Source organism: Pseudomonas sp. BC42 (genome assembly GCF_021560055.1).
Taxonomy (GTDB): domain Bacteria; phylum Pseudomonadota; class Gammaproteobacteria; order Pseudomonadales; family Pseudomonadaceae; genus Aquipseudomonas.
Map to the genome: position 1 here is coordinate 5,856,648 of NZ_CP091067.1, position 15,911 is coordinate 5,872,558.

Annotated in this window: 14 protein-coding genes; 10 read left to right on the forward strand and 4 right to left on the reverse strand. The window is 62.7% G+C overall.

Features of this window, described 5'->3' with window-relative positions; genetic code table 11:
- The first annotated feature begins 12 nt into the window (after positions 1 to 12).
- Genes L1O02_RS26505 through L1O02_RS26520 form a run of 4 tightly spaced genes read left to right on the forward strand, consistent with a single transcriptional unit; the run spans position 13 to position 3,896 of the window.
- On the forward strand, positions 13 to 1,023 hold the full coding sequence (locus tag L1O02_RS26505; RefSeq protein ID WP_060837521.1) for an ABC transporter permease subunit: 1,011 nt from the start codon (positions 13 to 15) through the stop codon (positions 1,021 to 1,023).
- An 11-nt stretch (positions 1,024 to 1,034) separates the two neighbouring features.
- A complete protein-coding gene (locus L1O02_RS26510; RefSeq protein ID WP_060837520.1) occupies positions 1,035 to 1,946 on the forward strand; it encodes an ABC transporter permease subunit in 912 nt (303 codons plus the stop codon).
- A gap of 10 nt (positions 1,947 to 1,956) precedes the next feature.
- Complete coding sequence (locus L1O02_RS26515; protein WP_235758990.1) at positions 1,957 to 2,925, forward strand: ABC transporter ATP-binding protein; 969 nt, start codon at positions 1,957 to 1,959, stop codon at positions 2,923 to 2,925.
- The gene (locus tag L1O02_RS26520; protein WP_060837518.1) at positions 2,925 to 3,896 is read left to right on the forward strand and encodes a peptide ABC transporter ATP-binding protein; all 972 of its coding nucleotides are present in this window, start codon (positions 2,925 to 2,927) and stop codon (positions 3,894 to 3,896) included. Before L1O02_RS26515 ends, L1O02_RS26520 begins: the two co-directional genes overlap by 1 nt.
- Positions 3,897 to 4,000: 104 nt before the next feature.
- Here the strand turns inward: L1O02_RS26520 and L1O02_RS26525 are convergent, their stop codons facing one another.
- Positions 4,001 to 4,243 (reverse strand): hypothetical protein, encoded by a 243-nt coding sequence (locus tag L1O02_RS26525; protein ID WP_060837517.1) that lies wholly within the window; start codon positions 4,241 to 4,243, stop codon positions 4,001 to 4,003.
- 337 nt (positions 4,244 to 4,580) lie between these two features.
- Entirely contained in the window at positions 4,581 to 6,164 is a 1,584-nt protein-coding gene (locus tag L1O02_RS26530; protein ID WP_060837516.1) for a peptide chain release factor 3, read from the reverse strand.
- Between the two features lie 349 nt (positions 6,165 to 6,513).
- On the opposite strand from L1O02_RS26530, the gene L1O02_RS26535 reads away from it, so the two are divergent.
- The 5 genes from L1O02_RS26535 (at position 6,514) to L1O02_RS26555 (ending at position 11,789) form a co-directional block, all read left to right on the forward strand.
- A complete protein-coding gene (locus L1O02_RS26535) occupies positions 6,514 to 7,230 on the forward strand; it encodes an ABC transporter permease (RefSeq protein ID WP_060837515.1) in 717 nt (238 codons plus the stop codon).
- A 24-nt stretch (positions 7,231 to 7,254) separates the two neighbouring features.
- Positions 7,255 to 8,151 carry a glycine betaine ABC transporter substrate-binding protein gene (locus tag L1O02_RS26540; protein WP_235758992.1) on the forward strand — a complete coding sequence of 299 codons (897 nt, stop codon included), beginning with the start codon at positions 7,255 to 7,257 and terminating at the stop codon, positions 8,149 to 8,151.
- Between the two features lie 15 nt (positions 8,152 to 8,166).
- Complete coding sequence (locus L1O02_RS26545) at positions 8,167 to 8,820, forward strand: ABC transporter permease (RefSeq protein ID WP_016967202.1); 654 nt, start codon at positions 8,167 to 8,169, stop codon at positions 8,818 to 8,820.
- A complete protein-coding gene (locus L1O02_RS26550; RefSeq protein WP_060837512.1) occupies positions 8,817 to 9,974 on the forward strand; it encodes an ABC transporter ATP-binding protein in 1,158 nt (385 codons plus the stop codon). The genes L1O02_RS26545 and L1O02_RS26550 overlap by 4 nt, the downstream gene beginning before the upstream one ends.
- A 651-nt stretch (positions 9,975 to 10,625) precedes the next feature.
- Positions 10,626 to 11,789, forward strand: coding sequence for a type III PLP-dependent enzyme (locus L1O02_RS26555; RefSeq protein WP_047301731.1), 1,164 nt, complete (start codon positions 10,626 to 10,628; stop codon positions 11,787 to 11,789).
- Between the two features lie 170 nt (positions 11,790 to 11,959).
- Here the strand turns inward: L1O02_RS26555 and L1O02_RS26560 are convergent, their stop codons facing one another.
- Both L1O02_RS26560 and L1O02_RS26565 read right to left on the reverse strand, forming a co-directional pair.
- Positions 11,960 to 12,721 (reverse strand): tetratricopeptide repeat protein, encoded by a 762-nt coding sequence (locus L1O02_RS26560; RefSeq protein WP_060837511.1) that lies wholly within the window; start codon positions 12,719 to 12,721, stop codon positions 11,960 to 11,962.
- A 3-nt stretch (positions 12,722 to 12,724) separates the two neighbouring features.
- A complete protein-coding gene (locus L1O02_RS26565; RefSeq protein WP_060842472.1) occupies positions 12,725 to 13,405 on the reverse strand; it encodes a Fe2+-dependent dioxygenase in 681 nt (226 codons plus the stop codon).
- 207 nt (positions 13,406 to 13,612) lie between these two features.
- Here L1O02_RS26565 and L1O02_RS26570 point away from each other — a divergent pair, with 207 nt between their 5' ends.
- Entirely contained in the window at positions 13,613 to 15,904 is a 2,292-nt protein-coding gene (locus L1O02_RS26570; RefSeq protein ID WP_108544226.1) for a TonB-dependent siderophore receptor, read from the forward strand.
- Positions 15,905 to 15,911: the final 7 nt, after the last annotated feature.

Here is a 15,911-nt window from a genome sequence, read left to right on the forward strand (position 1 = left end):
GTACTTCAGAAGATGTTTAGTTTTATTGCCCGCCGTGTGGGGTTGTTGATCCCCACATTCTTCGGCATCACCTTGCTGACCTTCGCCTTGATACGCATGATTCCCGGCGACCCCGTGGAAGTCATGATGGGCGAGCGTCGGGTCGACCCCGAGATGCATGCCCAGGCAATGGAACGCCTTGGATTGAACAAGCCGCTGTACGCCCAGTACCTGGACTACATCGGCAAACTGGCCCACGGTGACCTGGGTGAGTCCCTGCGCACCCGCACCAGCGTGTGGAGCGAGTTCACCTCGCTGTTCCCCGCGACCCTGGAACTGTCCATGGCCGCCCTGCTGTTCGCCGGCATCATCGGGCTCTTGGCCGGGGTGATCGCCGCCCTCAAGCGAGGGTCGCTGTTCGACCACGGGGTCATGGGCATCTCCCTTGCGGGCTATTCGATGCCGATCTTCTGGTGGGGCCTGATCCTGATCATGTTCTTCTCGGTGAGCCTGGGCTGGACCCCGGTTTCCGGGCGCATCGACCTGCTCTACGACATCGAGCCCAGAACCGGCTTCATGCTCATCGACACCCTGCTGGCCGAAGACACCAGCGCCTTCTTCGACGCCCTGCACCACCTGATCCTGCCGGCCATCGTCCTGGGCACCATTCCCCTGGCGGTGATCGCGCGGATGACCCGCTCCTCGATGCTCGAAGTGCTGCGCGAGGATTACATCCGCACCGCCAAGGCCAAGGGCCTGTCACCGGCGCGGGTGGTGTTCGTCCACGGCCTGCGCAACGCCTTGATTCCGGTACTGACCGTGGTCGGCCTGCAAGTCGGCACCCTGCTGGCCGGTGCGGTCCTGACCGAAACCATCTTTTCCTGGCCGGGCATCGGCAAGTGGCTGATCGAAGCCATCGGCGCCCGGGACTATCCCGTGGTGCAGAACGGCATCCTGCTGATCGCCTGCCTGGTGATCATGGTCAACTTCGTGGTGGACATCCTCTACGGCTTTGCCAACCCACGCATCCGTCATCAGCGCTGAGATCAAGACCAATGAGCACTCCAACTACCTCAGTAGCAGTCGATCAAAGCCTGCTCTATCCGTCCGTGTACAAAGAATTCTGGCAGCACTTCTCCCGCAACAAAGGCGCGGTGGCCGGCCTGCTGTTCATGTTGCTGATCGTGTTCTGCGCGCTGTTCGCCCCCTGGGTAGCGCCGCACAACCCCAGCGAGCAATACCGCGACTTCCTGCTGACCCCGCCGGCCTGGCTCGAAGGCGGGCAGATGCAATTTTTGCTGGGCACCGATGAACTGGGCCGCGACCTGCTGTCGCGCCTGATACAGGGCTCGCGCCTGTCGCTGCTGATCGGCCTGTCGTCGGTGGTGATGTCGCTGATCCCGGGGATCCTCCTGGGGCTGTTCGCCGGGTTCTTCCCACGTCTGCTGGGCCCGACCATCATGCGCCTGATGGACATCATGCTGGCCCTGCCCTCGCTGCTGCTGGCCGTGGCGATTGTCGCCATCCTCGGCCCGGGCCTGATCAACACCGTGATCGCCATTGCCGTGGTGTCCCTGCCCTCCTATGTGCGCCTGACCCGCGCCGCGGTGATGGGCGAGATCAACCGCGACTACGTGACGGCCGCGCGCCTGGCCGGTGCCAGCCTGCCACGCCTGATGTTCATCACCGTGCTGCCCAACTGCATGGCACCGCTGATCGTCCAGGCCACCCTGAGCTTCTCCTCGGCGATCCTCGACGCCGCCGCCCTGGGCTTCCTCGGCCTCGGCGTGCAACCGCCGACTCCAGAGTGGGGCACCATGCTGGCCTCGGCTCGCGACTACATCGAACGCGCCTGGTGGGTGGTGAGCCTGCCGGGCCTGACCATTTTGCTCAGCGTGCTGGCAATCAACCTGATGGGCGACGGCCTGCGCGATGCGCTGGACCCGAAACTCAAGAACGCCGCCTGAGGAGATTCCCATGTCACTGCTCGAAATCAAGAATCTCAATGTCCGTTTCGGCGACGCCAAGGCGGTGCCGGTGGTCGACGGCCTCGACCTCAAGGTCGACAAGGGCGAAGTGCTGGCCATCGTTGGCGAGTCCGGCTCCGGCAAATCGGTGACCATGATGGCCCTGATGGGCCTGATCGAGCACCCCGGCATCGTCACCGCCGACGCCTTGAGCTTCGACGGCCGCGACATGCTCAAGCTCAGCGCCCGCCAGCGCCGGCAGATCGTCGGCAAGGACCTGGCCATGGTCTTCCAGGACCCGATGACCGCGCTGAACCCGAGCTACACCGTGGGCTTCCAGATCGAGGAAGTGCTGCACCTGCACCTGAAGATGTCCGGCAAGGCTGCGCGCAAACGTGCCATCGAACTGCTGGAGAAGGTCGAGATCCCCGGCGCCGCCAGCCGCATGGACGCCTACCCGCACCAACTGTCCGGCGGCATGAGCCAGCGGGTGGCGATCGCCATGGCCATTGCCGGCGAACCCAAGCTGCTGATTGCCGACGAACCCACCACCGCCCTGGACGTGACCATCCAGGCGCAGATCATGGACCTGCTGCTCAACCTGCAACAAGAGCAGAACATGGGCCTGGTGCTGATCACCCACGACCTGGCCGTGGTGGCCGAAACCGCCCAGCGCGTCTGCGTGATGTACGCCGGACAAGCCGTGGAAGTCGGCCAGGTGCCGCAGCTGTTCGACATCCCCGCACACCCCTACAGCGAAGCGCTGCTGGCGGCGATTCCCGAGCACAGCCTCGGTGCCACCCGCCTGTCGACCCTGCCGGGCATCGTCCCCGGGCGCTACGACCGGCCCCAGGGTTGCCTGCTGTCACCCCGCTGTCCCTACGCCCAGGACAACTGCCGTCAGCAGCGTCCAAGCCTTGATCCGAAAGCCGCCAGCCTGGTGCGCTGCTTCTATCCGCTGAATCAGGAGGTGGCGTAATGGCCGTCGTTCTTACCGCCCGCGACCTGACCCGTCACTACGAAGTGTCCCGAGGCCTGTTCAAGGGCCACGCCACCGTGCGCGCCCTCAACGGCGTGTCCTTTGAGCTGGAGGCCGGCAAGACCCTGGCCGTGGTCGGCGAGTCCGGCTGCGGCAAGTCCACCCTGGCCCGGGCCCTGACCCTGATCGAGGAGCCGTCCTCCGGCTCGCTGAAAATCGCCGGCCAGGAAGTCGCCGGTGCCGACAAGGCCCAGCGCAAGCAACTGCGCAAAGACGTGCAGATGGTGTTCCAGAGTCCTTATGCCTCGCTCAATCCGCGGCAGAAGATCGGCGATCAACTGGCCGAGCCGTTGTTGATCAACACCAAGCTGTCGGCCGCCGAACGCCGGGAGAAAGTCCAGGCCATGATGAAACAGGTGGGCCTGCGCCCCGAGCACTACCAGCGCTACCCGCACATGTTCTCCGGCGGTCAGCGCCAGCGCATCGCCCTGGCCCGGGCGATGATGCTGCAACCCAAGGTGCTGGTGGCGGATGAACCGACCTCGGCCCTGGACGTGTCGATCCAGGCCCAGGTGCTGAACCTGTTCATGGACCTGCAGCAGGAATTCAACACCGCCTACGTGTTCATCTCCCACAACCTGGCGGTGGTGCGTCACGTCGCCGACCAGGTGCTGGTGATGTACCTCGGCCGGCCGGTGGAAATGGGCCCCAAGGAGGACATCTACACCCGCCCGCTGCACCCCTACACCCAGGCCCTGCTGTCGGCGACCCCGACCATTCATCCGGACCCGGACAAGCCGAAGATCAAGATCGTCGGTGAATTGCCCAACCCGCTGAACCCGCCACCCGGCTGCGCCTTCCACAAGCGCTGCCCTTACGCCACCGAGCGTTGCAGCACTGAAGAGCCGGCCCTGCGACCGCTGGACAACCGGCAAGTGGCCTGCCACTACGCCGAGCAATTCGTGCTGTAGCGGCCATGAAAAAGGCGCTCCCGATTACCTTCGGGAGCGCCTGAACCTTGTTCGACCCGCCCCTGGCGACGGATTGCGCATCAGTCCGTCGCTGGGGGTTTCTTTTAGCCCTGGCTGTCGCCTTCGCCCTCGTCGGTGGTCTGGTCGTCATCGCCGGAACTGCCGCCCTGGCCTTCATCGCCCGGCTCCGAGTCGGACTTGGCAAGCATCTGCACCGGTGCGCTATGGCTCGACTGATAACCCGGCTCTTTCACCTGCAGCAGGTTGTGGGCCCAGGCCGCCGAGGTTCCGAGCGACAGCATCACCAGCACTTTGATCAACAGCACAACGCGTTGGAAAATTCTCATGGTCGATTCCATCCCTTCATAGGTGAATCTTCGAAGGCTGCGAACCCTGCCGAACAGTGACCACAGCACAGTCTGAAACTAGTCGTGATCTCCCGGCTTTGCCAGATAGCCCCCTATCGATACCCAAGCCGTCCAAGCCCTTCCGACTAACGGCGTGCCCTGAAAAACACCACCCTCCGTAGGAGCCGGCTTGCCGGCGAAGAAACCCGCCAGCCATGCACCACAGCGTCCGCCGCCTTCGCTGGCAAGCCAGCGCCTGAGGGGCGGTGGGCCATTGCTGCGCGCAACAAAAAGCCCCGCTGTCTGCACAGCGGGGCTTCGGGGCTTGCCGGCGAACTTAGTGGTGTTCGCGGGTGGCGCGGAATTTCACGTCCGGCCAGCGCTCTTCCATCAGCGCCAGGTTGACCCGGGTCGGCGCCAGGTAGGTCAGGTGACCACCGCCGTCCAGGGCCAGGTTTTCCACCGCCTTGTTGGAAAACTCTTCGAGCTTCTTCTTGTCGCTGCAGTCGATCCAACGGGCGGACCACACGGTGATCGGCTCATAGGAGCACTCCACCTTGTATTCCTCCTTCAGGCGGCTGGCCACCACATCGAACTGCAGCACACCAACGGCGCCGAGAATGATGTCGTTGCTGCGCTCGGGGAAGAACACCTGGGTCGCGCCCTCTTCGGCCAGCTGTTGCAGGCCCTGACGCAACTGCTTGGACTTGAGCGGATCCTTCAGGCGCACGCGGCGGAACAGCTCCGGGGCGAAGTGCGGAATCCCGGTGAAGCCCAGGGCCTCGCCTTCGGTGAAGGTGTCGCCGATCTGGATGGTGCCGTGGTTGTGCAGACCGATGATGTCGCCGGCGTAGGCTTCTTCCAGTTGCTCACGCTCGGAGGAGAAGAAGGTCAGGGCGTCGCCGATGCGCACGTCCTTGCCGGTACGCACGTGGCGCATCTTCATGCCCTTCTCGTACTTGCCCGAGCAAATGCGCATGAAGGCGATACGGTCGCGGTGCTTGGGGTCCATGTTGGCCTGGATCTTGAACACGAAACCGCTGAACTTTTCTTCCTGCGGCGCCACGGCGCGCTCGTTGGCTTCACGGGGCAGCGGCAGCGGCGCCCAGTCCACCACGGCGTCCAGCACGTGGTCGACCCCGAAGTTGCCCAGGGCGGTACCGAAGAACACCGGGGTCAGCTGGCCGTCGAGGAACTCCTGCTGGTTGAACTCGTGGCAGGCGCCCTGCACCAGCTCCAACTGCTCGATGAAGCGCTCGTACTCGTCACCCAGGTGGGCGCGGGCTTCGTCGGAATCGAGCTTCTCGATGATCTTGGTTTCGGTGCGCTCGTGGCCGTGGCCCGGGGTGTAGACGATGATGTAGTCGTCCGCCAGGTGGTACACGCCCTTGAAGTCGCGGTAGCAACCGATCGGCCAGGTGATCGGCGCGGCCTTGATCTTCAGCACCGCTTCGATTTCATCCAGCAGCTCGATCGGGTCGCGAATGTCGCGGTCGAGTTTGTTGATGAAGCTGACGATCGGCGTGTCCCGCAGGCGGCAGACGTCCATCAGGGCGATGGTCCGGGGCTCAACGCCCTTACCGCCATCGAGCACCATCAGCGCCGAGTCCACCGCGGTCAGGGTGCGATAGGTGTCTTCCGAGAAGTCTTCGTGGCCCGGGGTGTCCAGCAGGTTGATCATGTGTTCGCGATAAGGGAACTGCATGACCGACGTGGTAATGGAAATACCCCGCTGCTTTTCCATCTCCATCCAGTCGGAGGTGGCGTGGCGGTCGGACTTACGCGATTTGACGGTACCCGCCACCGCAATGGCCTTGCCCATCAGCAACAGCTTCTCGGTGATGGTGGTCTTACCCGCATCCGGGTGGGAAATAATGGCGAAAGTGCGGCGTTTCGCGACTTCGGCGGCCTGTTTGGTCATGGGAAATCGCCTGGCGGTGATCAAAAAAGGGCGCAGATTATAGCCCAGAGAACACCCCGCGGGCCACCGCTGCCCCCGTTGCCGGGGTCGCCGCGCGGCAGATAAACAGTGGCTAAATGCTGCCAAGTATGGAACCTTTTAAAACGTGGAGACGTCCACTCCCCTGTCACGCACTGTCGTCAGGGGCTGAAATATCAGCAAGTTAGCTTGACGAAGCTGCGCTCATGGCTCGTTCACCCGCCGCTTTGCCGGCATTCGACGAGCTGCTTTTCGCGCGCACTGTCCCGGCAGCCAGGAATGGCCCTGCCACACGGGAAAGTGCCCGCCGACCGACAAAAGGAGTCCGCCTGTGGCTATTCGCTATGGCAAAGGGCTGATAGGAGGGGTTGCGGTCATCGCCCTCCTGGCCCTGCTGGTCCACTGGATCGGCATCACGACGATCGAACACTACCGCGACGATCTACTGTTCTACCTGCAAGCTCATCTGTTCCTGGTCCTGGCGTCCATGCTCGCCGCATTGCTGGTGGGCATCCCCGCCGGCATCTTCCTCAGCCGCCCGAACATGGTCGGACGCGCCGAACGCTTCATGCAGGTGTTCAACATCGGTAACACCGTTCCCCCTCTGGCCGTCCTGGCCATCGCCCTGGGGATCCTCGGCATCGGCAGCGGCCCGGCCATCTTCGCGTTGTTCCTCGCCTCCTTGCTGCCCATCGTGCGCAACACCTACGAAGGCCTGAAAAACGTCCAGGGCTCCCTCAAGGAAGCCGCGGTCGGCATCGGCATGACGCCGCGCCAGGTGCTGTGGAAAGTCGAATTGCCCAATGCCGTGCCGATCATCATCGGTGGCGTGCGGGTGGCCCTGGCGATCAACGTCGGCACCGCGCCCCTGGCCTTCCTGATCGGCGCCAACAGCCTGGGCAGCCTGATATTCCCCGGCATTGCCCTGAACAATCAGCCGCAACTGCTGCTCGGCGCCGCCTGCACCGCACTGCTGGCCTTGCTCCTCGACGGCCTGGTCACCCTGGCCAGCCGCCTCTGGCTGGAACGCGGTCTGCGCCCGTCCTAAGCCCGTCAGAGACAAGGAATCGACATGAAAAAACTAAGCCTGATACTCGGCTGTGCCCTGCTGTTCGCCGGGCTGGCCCATGCCGCGGAAAAGCCGCTGATCCGCATTGGCGCCCGGGTCTTCACCGAACAGACCCTGCTGGCGGAAATCACCTCCCAGTACCTGCGCAGCAAGGGTTACGACACCCGCGTCACCGGCGGCCTGGGCAGCAACCTGGCCCGCAGCGCCCAGGAAAGCGGACAACTGGACCTGATCTGGGAATACACCGGGGTGTCGCTGGTGGCCTACAACCACATCGACGAGAAACTCGACAGCCAGCAGTCCTACGCCCGAGTCAAAGAACTCGACGCGAAAAAAGGCCTGGTCTGGTTGGCGCCGTCCAAGTTCAGCAACACCTACGCCCTGGCCCTGCCGGAGAACGTGGCCAAGGAACATCCGCAGATCAACAGCATCAGCGACCTGACCCGAGCCCTGGCCGAAAAACCCGAGGAGAACCGCCTGGTGGCCCTGGACACGGAGTTCGCCAACCGCTCCGACGGCATGGCCGGCATGGTCAAGCTGTATGAGATGAACCTGACCCGCAAAAACACCCGGCAAATGGATGCCGGCCTGGTCTACACCGCCCTGCGCAACGGCCAGGTGTTCGCCGGCCTGGTCTACACCACCGACGGTCGGCTCAACGCCTTCAAGCTCAAGCTGCTGGAGGACGACAAGCACTACTTCCCGGACTACACCGCCGCCCCCGTGGTGCGTCAGGCGTATCTCGATGCCCACCCGCAATTGGCGGCGGACCTCAAGCCGCTGGCGGCGCTGTTCGATGACGAAACCATGCGCCAGCTGAACGCGCGGGTCGATGTCGACCATGAAAGCCCTTCCGCCGTGGCCGCAGATTTCCTGCGCCAGCATCCGATCAACCACTGATAGAGAGGAGAAGACATGGAATTTTTAAACGCCTTTTCCCATCTCGATTGGGCCCAGGTCCTGCACCTGACCTGGCAGCACATCACCCTGGTGGGCATCGCCGTGACCCTGGCGATTGTCTTCGGTGTGCCCCTGGGCATCCTGATGACCCGCTTCCCGACCCTGGCCGGCCCGCTGCAGGCCAGCGCCACGGTGTTGCTGACCATCCCGTCCATCGCCCTGTTCGGCCTGCTGCTGCCGTTCTACTCCAAGTTCGGCCAGGGCCTGGGCCCGCTGCCGGCCATCACGGCGGTGTTCCTCTATTCGCTGCTGCCGATCATGCGCAACACCTACCTGGCGCTGACCGGCGTCGAACCGGGCATCCGTGAAGCCGCCCGCGGTATCGGCATGACCTTCGGCCAGCGCCTGCGCATGGTCGAGTTGCCCATCGCGGTGCCGGTGATCCTCGCCGGGGTACGCACCGCCGTGGTGATGAACATCGGCGTCATGACCATCGCCGCCACCATCGGCGCCGGCGGCCTGGGCGTACTCATTCTTGCTTCCATCAGCCGCAGCGACATGTCGATGCTGATCGTCGGCGCGGTGCTGGTCAGTCTCCTGGCCATCTTCGCCGACCTGCTTCTGCAATGGCTGCAACGCTCGCTGACACCAAAAGGACTGCTCAAATGATCGAACTTCAAAAGCTGACCAAGACCTTCCAAAGCAACGGCAAGACCATCACCGCCGTTGACTCAGTAAGCCTGACCGTCAATGAAGGCGAAATTTGCGTATTCCTCGGCCCTTCGGGCTGCGGCAAGAGCACCACGCTGAAGATGATCAACCGCCTGATCAAACCCACCTCGGGCAAGATCCTGATCAACGGCGAAGACACCACCGACCTCGACGAAGTCACCCTGCGCCGCAACATCGGCTACGTGATCCAGCAGATCGGCCTGTTCCCCAACATGACCATCGAGGAAAACATCGTGGTGGTCCCCAAGCTGCTGGGCTGGGACAAGCAGAAATGCCACGACCGTGCCCGCGAGCTGATGAGCATGATCAAGCTGGAGCCCAAGCAGTACCTGCACCGTTACCCGCGGGAGCTGTCTGGTGGCCAGCAACAGCGCATCGGCGTGATTCGCGCCCTGGCGGCGGACGCCCCGCTGCTGCTGATGGACGAACCCTTCGGCGCGGTGGACCCGATCAACCGCGAGATGATCCAGAACGAGTTCTTCGAGATGCAGCGCGCGCTGAACAAGACCGTGATCATGGTCAGCCACGACATCGATGAAGCCATCAAGCTGGGGGACAAGATCGCCATCTTCCGCGCCGGCAAGCTGCTGCAGATCGATCACCCGGACACCTTGCTCGCCCACCCGGCGGACGACTTCGTCAGCAACTTCGTCGGCCAGGACAGCACCCTCAAGCGCCTGTTGCTGGTCAAGGCCGAAGACGCGGCAGACAACGCCCCGTCGGTCAGCCCGGAAACCCCGGTGGCCGAAGCCCTGGAATTGATGGACGAACACGACCGCCGCTACGTGGTGGTGACCTGCGCCGAGAACAAGGCCCTGGGTTATGTACGCCGTCGCGACCTGCACCGTCAGACCGGCACCTGCGCCCAGTTCCTGCGCGAATTCAACGCCACCGCCGCCTACGACGAGCACCTGCGGATTCTTCTGTCACGCATGTACGAGTTCAACCGCTCGTGGCTGCCGGTGCTGGATGCCGAACGGGTGTTCCTGGGGGAAGTGACCCAGGAATCCATTGCTGCCTACCTGAGCTCGGGGCGTTCACGGGGGATGAAGACCAATATCGTCTCACCGGCTGAAGCGGTGGTTGCCTGATCAATAAATAGCCAACAACGAACCTGTGGCGAGGGAGCTTGCTCCCGCTGGGCGGCGAAGCGGCCCCTCTTGGCAAAAAAGAGTGGAACTGCTGCGCAGTCCGCGGGAGCAAGCTCCCTCGCCACAAGGTTTTTTGTCCGCCAACGCGCCGGAAAAAAATATCAACAGCCACACCCTTGAACGCTGTCTGGCGACACCTTCCGAAACAGCCAAAATCCCCCTCACACCCGCCTCTCGCCGCTAACGTCGCCGATGTTGACGACTTGACACTTTCCAGCCACTTGGCGCGCAAAAGCGTCGAACGTGCAGGTATTTTTAACACCCGTGAATTCTTCGGGAACATCTGTCCGTCATCTGTGTCGGCTACAAAGAGAGGTGTCGTCAACGCACGTCAGACAAGTGCAAAAACGCGACATTTTTTGTTGATCTCAGGCCCCTCACCGCCTAAAGTTCGCGCCGAACGTCCATGCTGGAAACGATCCATCCGGCTCAAGTACTGACGACGAGACAGCAAGGCCAAGGGCAGATTGCCCATGGCCTTTTTGCTTTCGGCGACATGCCTTGGGAAGTAGGCGAACCAAAGTGGGGATACGGAGGACGTTCATTTGCACCCATTGATTTCTAACGTTTGCCAGTAGGAGCTCCCAACGCATGTCGATTAACGTCGAAGACTATTTTGCGCGCGAAACCTTTCAAAAAATGAAGGCGTTCGCCGACAAGCAAGAAACCCCATTCGTGGTCATCGATACCCAGATGATCGCCCAGGCCTACGACGACCTGCGCGCCGGTTTCGAATTCGCCAAGGTCTACTACGCGGTCAAGGCCAACCCGGCCGTCGAGATCATCGACCTGCTGCACGAAAAAGGCTCCAGCTTCGACATCGCCTCGATCTACGAGCTGGACAAAGTGCTGAGCCGCGGAGTCAACCCGGCCAACATCAGCTACGGCAACACCATCAAGAAGTCCAAGGACATCCGCTACTTCTATGAGAAGGGCGTGCGCCTGTATGCCACCGACTCCGAAGCCGACCTGCGCAACATCGCCAAGGCCGCCCCGGGTTCGAAAGTCTACGTGCGCATCCTCACCGAAGGCTCCACCACCGCCGACTGGCCGCTGTCGCGCAAGTTCGGCTGCCAGACCGACATGGCCATGGACCTGCTGATCCTCGCCCGCGACCTGGGCCTGGTGCCTTATGGCGTATCGTTCCACGTCGGTTCGCAACAGCGCGACATCAGCGTCTGGGACGCGGCGATCGCCAAGGTCAAAGTGATCTTCGAACGCCTGAAGGAAGAAGACGGCATCGAACTCAAGCTGATCAACATGGGTGGCGGCTTCCCGGCCAACTACATCACCCGCACCAACAGCCTGGAAACCTACGCCGAGGAAATCATCCGCTTCCTCAAGGAAGACTTCGGTGACGACCTGCCGGAAATCATCCTCGAACCGGGCCGTTCGTTGATCGCCAACGCCGGCATCCTGGTCAGCGAAGTGGTACTGGTGGCGCGCAAATCCCGCACCGCCGTCGAGCGCTGGGTCTACACCGACGTGGGCAAATTCTCCGGCCTGATCGAAACCATGGACGAGTCGATCAAGTTCCCGATCTGGACCGAGAAGAAAGGTGAAGTCGAAGAAGTGGTGATCGCCGGCCCGACCTGCGACAGCGCCGACATCATGTACGAAAACTACAAGTACGGCCTGCCGCTGAACCTGGCCATCGGCGACCGCCTGTACTGGCTGTCCACCGGTGCCTACACCACCAGCTACAGCGCAGTGGAATTCAACGGCTTCCCGCCGCTGAAGGCCTTCTACCTGTAAGGGCAGTGGCTAGCTGCTAGCGACAAGCTGCAAGAAAAAGCCCATGACGTGTCATGGGCTTTTTTGTATCCGAACACACATCCGTACCTGTAGGAGCGAGCTTGCTCGCGAAACGCAGACGCCCCATTGCCTGGGTCTGCCCCCTTCGCAGACAAGCCTGCGCCTCCAGGTCATTGCGGTGCGTCACCCAGCTCCACCGCCCGCTGCTGATAAGCCTGGGCCAGTTGGCGAATCTCGGGATGCGTGGCATTAAGCAACTCGGCGCAAGCCACCCGCAGGAAGTTCAGATTGCCGCCGACCAGGGCGCGCTTCAGCCAATCCACCGCTTCGTCGATCCGCCCAGCATCGGCCAGCACCGCCGCATAGCTGAACTGTCCGCGAAAGTCCCCACCCTCGGCCGAGCGCCGGTACCAATCCCGGGCCGCCTCGGGGTCGGCCGGACAGACCAGCCCTTCTTCCAGGTAACGCCCCAGCAGGTTCATCGATTTGGCATGGCCAAGGTCCGCCGCACGGCGGTAGCAGGCCAGGGCCAGGGCATGGTTCTGCGCCACGCCACGGCCAGTGGCCAGCAGGTTGGCGTAGTTGTACAGGCCCCAGTCCAGACCCGCTTCGGCGGCCAATCGATAGTGTCCGGCAGCGCGGGCGGCATCCGCCGGGCAGCCCCAGCCATGTTCATGGCAGCGCCCGAGCATGTTGCGGGCCATCAGGTGCCCGCCTTGGGCGGCGATGTCGAACCAGCGCAAGGCGAGAGCCTGGTCCTGCTGGATGCCGTGGCCGTCGAGGAGAATCTGCCCCAGCAGCGCCTGGGCCTCCACCAGGCCCTCGCCAGCAGCCACCAGGATCGCCTGGGCCGCGCGGGACGGGCTTTGCTGGAGCATGGCGCTCAGTTGTGCGCCGTCGAGGACTTCCTTGCGGCGAAGTTGAACAGTCACCGCCTACACCTCGACCCAGCGCCGCAGCAGGTTGTGATAGGTGCCGGTCAGGCGGATCAGCGAAGGATGCTCGGGCACGTCCCGGGTCAGTTCCTGGATCGCCCCGTCCATCTCGAACAGCAAGGCGCGCTGGCTGTCCTCGCGCACCAGGCTCTGGGTCCAGAAGAACGAGGCGTAGCGAGCGCCACGGGTCACCGGGTTGACCTTGTGCAGGCTGGTGCCGGGGTACAGCACCATGTCCCCCGCCGGCAGCTTGACCCGCTGCAGGCCGTAGGTGTCCTGGATCTCCAGTTCCCCCCCGTCATAGTCCTCGGGGTCGCTGAAGAACAGGGTCGACGACAGGTCGGTGCGCACCCGCTCCGCGCTGCCCTTGGGCTGGCGCACGGCGTTGTCGATATGAAAGTCGAAACTGCCGCCAGCGGTGTAGCAGTTGATCAGCGGCGGGAACACCTTGTGCGGCAAGGCGGCGGACATGAACAGCGGGTTCTGCCACAGGCGATCGAGCATCGCCGCGCCGATCTCCTGGGCCAGCGGATGCCCTTCGGGCAGTTGCAGGTTGTGCTTGGCCTTGGCCGACTGGTAACCGGCAGTGATCTTGCCATCCGCCCAGTCCGCCTGCTCCAGGGCTTCGCGGATACGCCCCACTTCATCACGGGTGAACACGCCGGGGATGTGCAGCAACATGGCCAGGTACCTGAGCAGCGAAAGGTCGTCAATGATATTGATTCTTATTGACTGTGTAAAACCCGGTGACGAATGAGAACGCAAAAACCGTAAGGATAAATTGTAAAGATTGTAAATTCAGTGCGAATAGTAACGTTTCGCAATTGATAACGATTGTTTCTTTCCCCTATATTCCGCGACCTCAAATCCTTGGGGAGGGGAACCACCATGTCACGCCAACAACCACCATCCGCTGTCAGTTCACCGCGCCTGCTGGCCTCCGCCATTGGCGTGGCGATTACCGCCGGCTCCGCGGGCCATATGGTTCAGGCCGCCGAAGACACCCAGCAAAAGACCGCGGGCAAGGCCATTGCCCTGGATGCCACCAGCATTAGCGGTGAGGCCCAGGACAACACCTCCTACCAGGTCGAAAAAGCCTCCTCGCAGAAGTACACCGCTCCGCTGGTGGATACGCCGCGCTCGGTCACGGTGGTTCCACAGCAAGTCCTCAAGGACACCGCCGCCACCTCCCTGCAAGATGCGCTGCGCACAGTACCCGGCATCACCTTTGGTGCGGGTGAAGGTGGCAACCCTCAAGGCGACCGTCCGTTCATTCGTGGTTTCGACGCCCAGGGCGACACCTATCTCGACGGTGTGCGTGACACCGGCGGCCAGAGCCGCGAGATCTTCGACATCGAAACCATTGAAGTGAGCAAAGGCCCGAACTCCGCCTTTGGTGGGCGTGGCTCGGCAGGCGGCAGCCTGAACCTGACCAGCAAGATGCCCAAGCAGCAAGACTTCCTCAATGGCGGTTTCACCTACGGTTCCGACCAGACCCGACGCTACACCCTGGACGTCAACCGGCAGTTCCTAGAGGGTGCCGCGTTCCGTCTGAACCTGATGAGCCACGAACAGAATGTGGCTGGCCGCGACGCCGTCAATTACGACCGCTGGGGCGTGGCCCCCTCGCTGACCTTCGGCCTGGGCACCCCGACCCGGGTCAACGTCAGCTACTACCACATGGAAAGCGACGACCTGCCGGATTCGGGCATTCCCTATGGCTACAGCTCCGCGACCGCCACGGCTCACAGCCACGACAAGCCCACAGACGGTGGTGACAGCAGCAATTTCTACGGCCTGAAGGACCGCGATTTTCGCAAGACCCGCGCGGACATCAGCACCTTCTCCATCGAGCATGACCTGAGCGACACCATGACTCTGAAGAACACCCTGCGTCACGGCAGCACCGGGCAGGACTACGTCCTCACCCAGCCGGACGACAGCAAGTTCAACGTCAACCGTTACGGCACCGTATGGCGTCGCGCCAACAGCCGCGTCTCGACCACGGAAACCACCACCAACCAGACCGATCTGTTTGGCGAATTCAACACACTGGGCTTCAAGCACAACTATTCCACAGGCCTCGAATTCACCGGCGAAGAAACCCGTGTCAGCAGCTACACCGTCACGCCGAACAGCAACCCGACCTGCACCGCGGGCAAGGTCGGCAACAGCGGTGGCAGCTGCACCTCCCTGGGCAATCCGAACCCGGATGATGCCTGGACCGGCAGCGTTGCTCGCAACTACTACGGCACCAACACCAAGGCCACTAGCCGCGCCGCCTACGTCTTCGACACCATCGAGCTAGATCCGCAATGGCTGTTGAACCTGGGCCTGCGCTACGACACTTTCGACACCGTGGCCAACACCAACGCCGCCACGGGCCGCACCAAGCTCAAGAACGACAGCCAGTTCTGGAACTGGCAAGCCGGCTTGGTCTGGAAGCCGATGGAAAACGGCAGCGTCTATGCCTCCTACGCCACCTCGGCCACCCCGCCCGGCGCCCTGGTGGGTGAAGGTGCAGAGGGCAACCCCCTGGCTGCCGGCGCCAGTACCAGCGACCTGCAACCTGAAGAGACGGTCAACTACGAACTGGGCACCAAGTGGAACGTGCTCAACGACCGCCTGTCCCTCACCGCGGCGGTATTCCGCACCGAGAAGAAAAACACCCGAGTCCTGGTGGACGCGCTGACCTACCAGAACGCCGGTGAGTCCCGTGTCGATGGCCTGGAGTTGGGCGCCAGCGGCAAGATCACCGACAAATGGCAAGTCTTCGCTGGCTACAGCTACCTCAAGAGCGAGCTGGTTGATCCAGGCTTGACCGGTCGTAACGGCGTGATCACCGCTGGCGCGGCCTCGGCCAAAGGCAATGAAATGCCCAATACGCCGAAGAACAGCTTCAGCCTGTGGAGCACCTACGACATCACCTCCAAACTCACCGTCGGTGGTGGTGCGTTCTATGTCGACGAGGTATACGGCGACACCGGCAACACCGTGTATGTGCCGTCCTATACCCGCTACGACGCCATGGCCAGCTACAAGCTGACCAAGAACGTCGACCTGCAGTTGAACGTGCAGAACCTGACCGACAAGACCTACTACGACAAGGCTTACTCGGCGCACTTCGCCAACCAGGCCGCCGGCCGTACCGCGCTGATGAGTGCCAACTTCCACTTCTGATCCAGCG

Bases quoted from the DNA above. Each gene is read 5' to 3' on its own strand.
- L1O02_RS26550 (WP_060837512.1), top strand. From the start codon at position 8,817: ATGATCGAACTTCAAAAGCTGACCAAGACCTTCCAAAGCAACGGCAAG.
- L1O02_RS26545 (WP_016967202.1), top strand. From the start codon at position 8,167: ATGGAATTTTTAAACGCCTTTTCCCATCTCGATTGGGCCCAGGTCCTG.
- L1O02_RS26515 (WP_235758990.1), top strand. From the start codon at position 1,957: ATGTCACTGCTCGAAATCAAGAATCTCAATGTCCGTTTCGGCGACGCC.
- L1O02_RS26570 (WP_108544226.1), top strand. From the start codon at position 13,613: ATGTCACGCCAACAACCACCATCCGCTGTCAGTTCACCGCGCCTGCTG.
- L1O02_RS26525 (WP_060837517.1), bottom strand. From the start codon at position 4,243: ATGAGAATTTTCCAACGCGTTGTGCTGTTGATCAAAGTGCTGGTGATG.
- L1O02_RS26520 (WP_060837518.1), top strand. From the start codon at position 2,925: ATGGCCGTCGTTCTTACCGCCCGCGACCTGACCCGTCACTACGAAGTG.
- L1O02_RS26505 (WP_060837521.1), top strand. From the start codon at position 13: ATGTTTAGTTTTATTGCCCGCCGTGTGGGGTTGTTGATCCCCACATTC.
- L1O02_RS26565 (WP_060842472.1), bottom strand. From the start codon at position 13,405: ATGTTGCTGCACATCCCCGGCGTGTTCACCCGTGATGAAGTGGGGCGT.
- L1O02_RS26530 (WP_060837516.1), bottom strand. From the start codon at position 6,164: ATGACCAAACAGGCCGCCGAAGTCGCGAAACGCCGCACTTTCGCCATT.
- L1O02_RS26555 (WP_047301731.1), top strand. From the start codon at position 10,626: ATGTCGATTAACGTCGAAGACTATTTTGCGCGCGAAACCTTTCAAAAA.
- L1O02_RS26540 (WP_235758992.1), top strand. From the start codon at position 7,255: ATGAAAAAACTAAGCCTGATACTCGGCTGTGCCCTGCTGTTCGCCGGG.
- L1O02_RS26510 (WP_060837520.1), top strand. From the start codon at position 1,035: ATGAGCACTCCAACTACCTCAGTAGCAGTCGATCAAAGCCTGCTCTAT.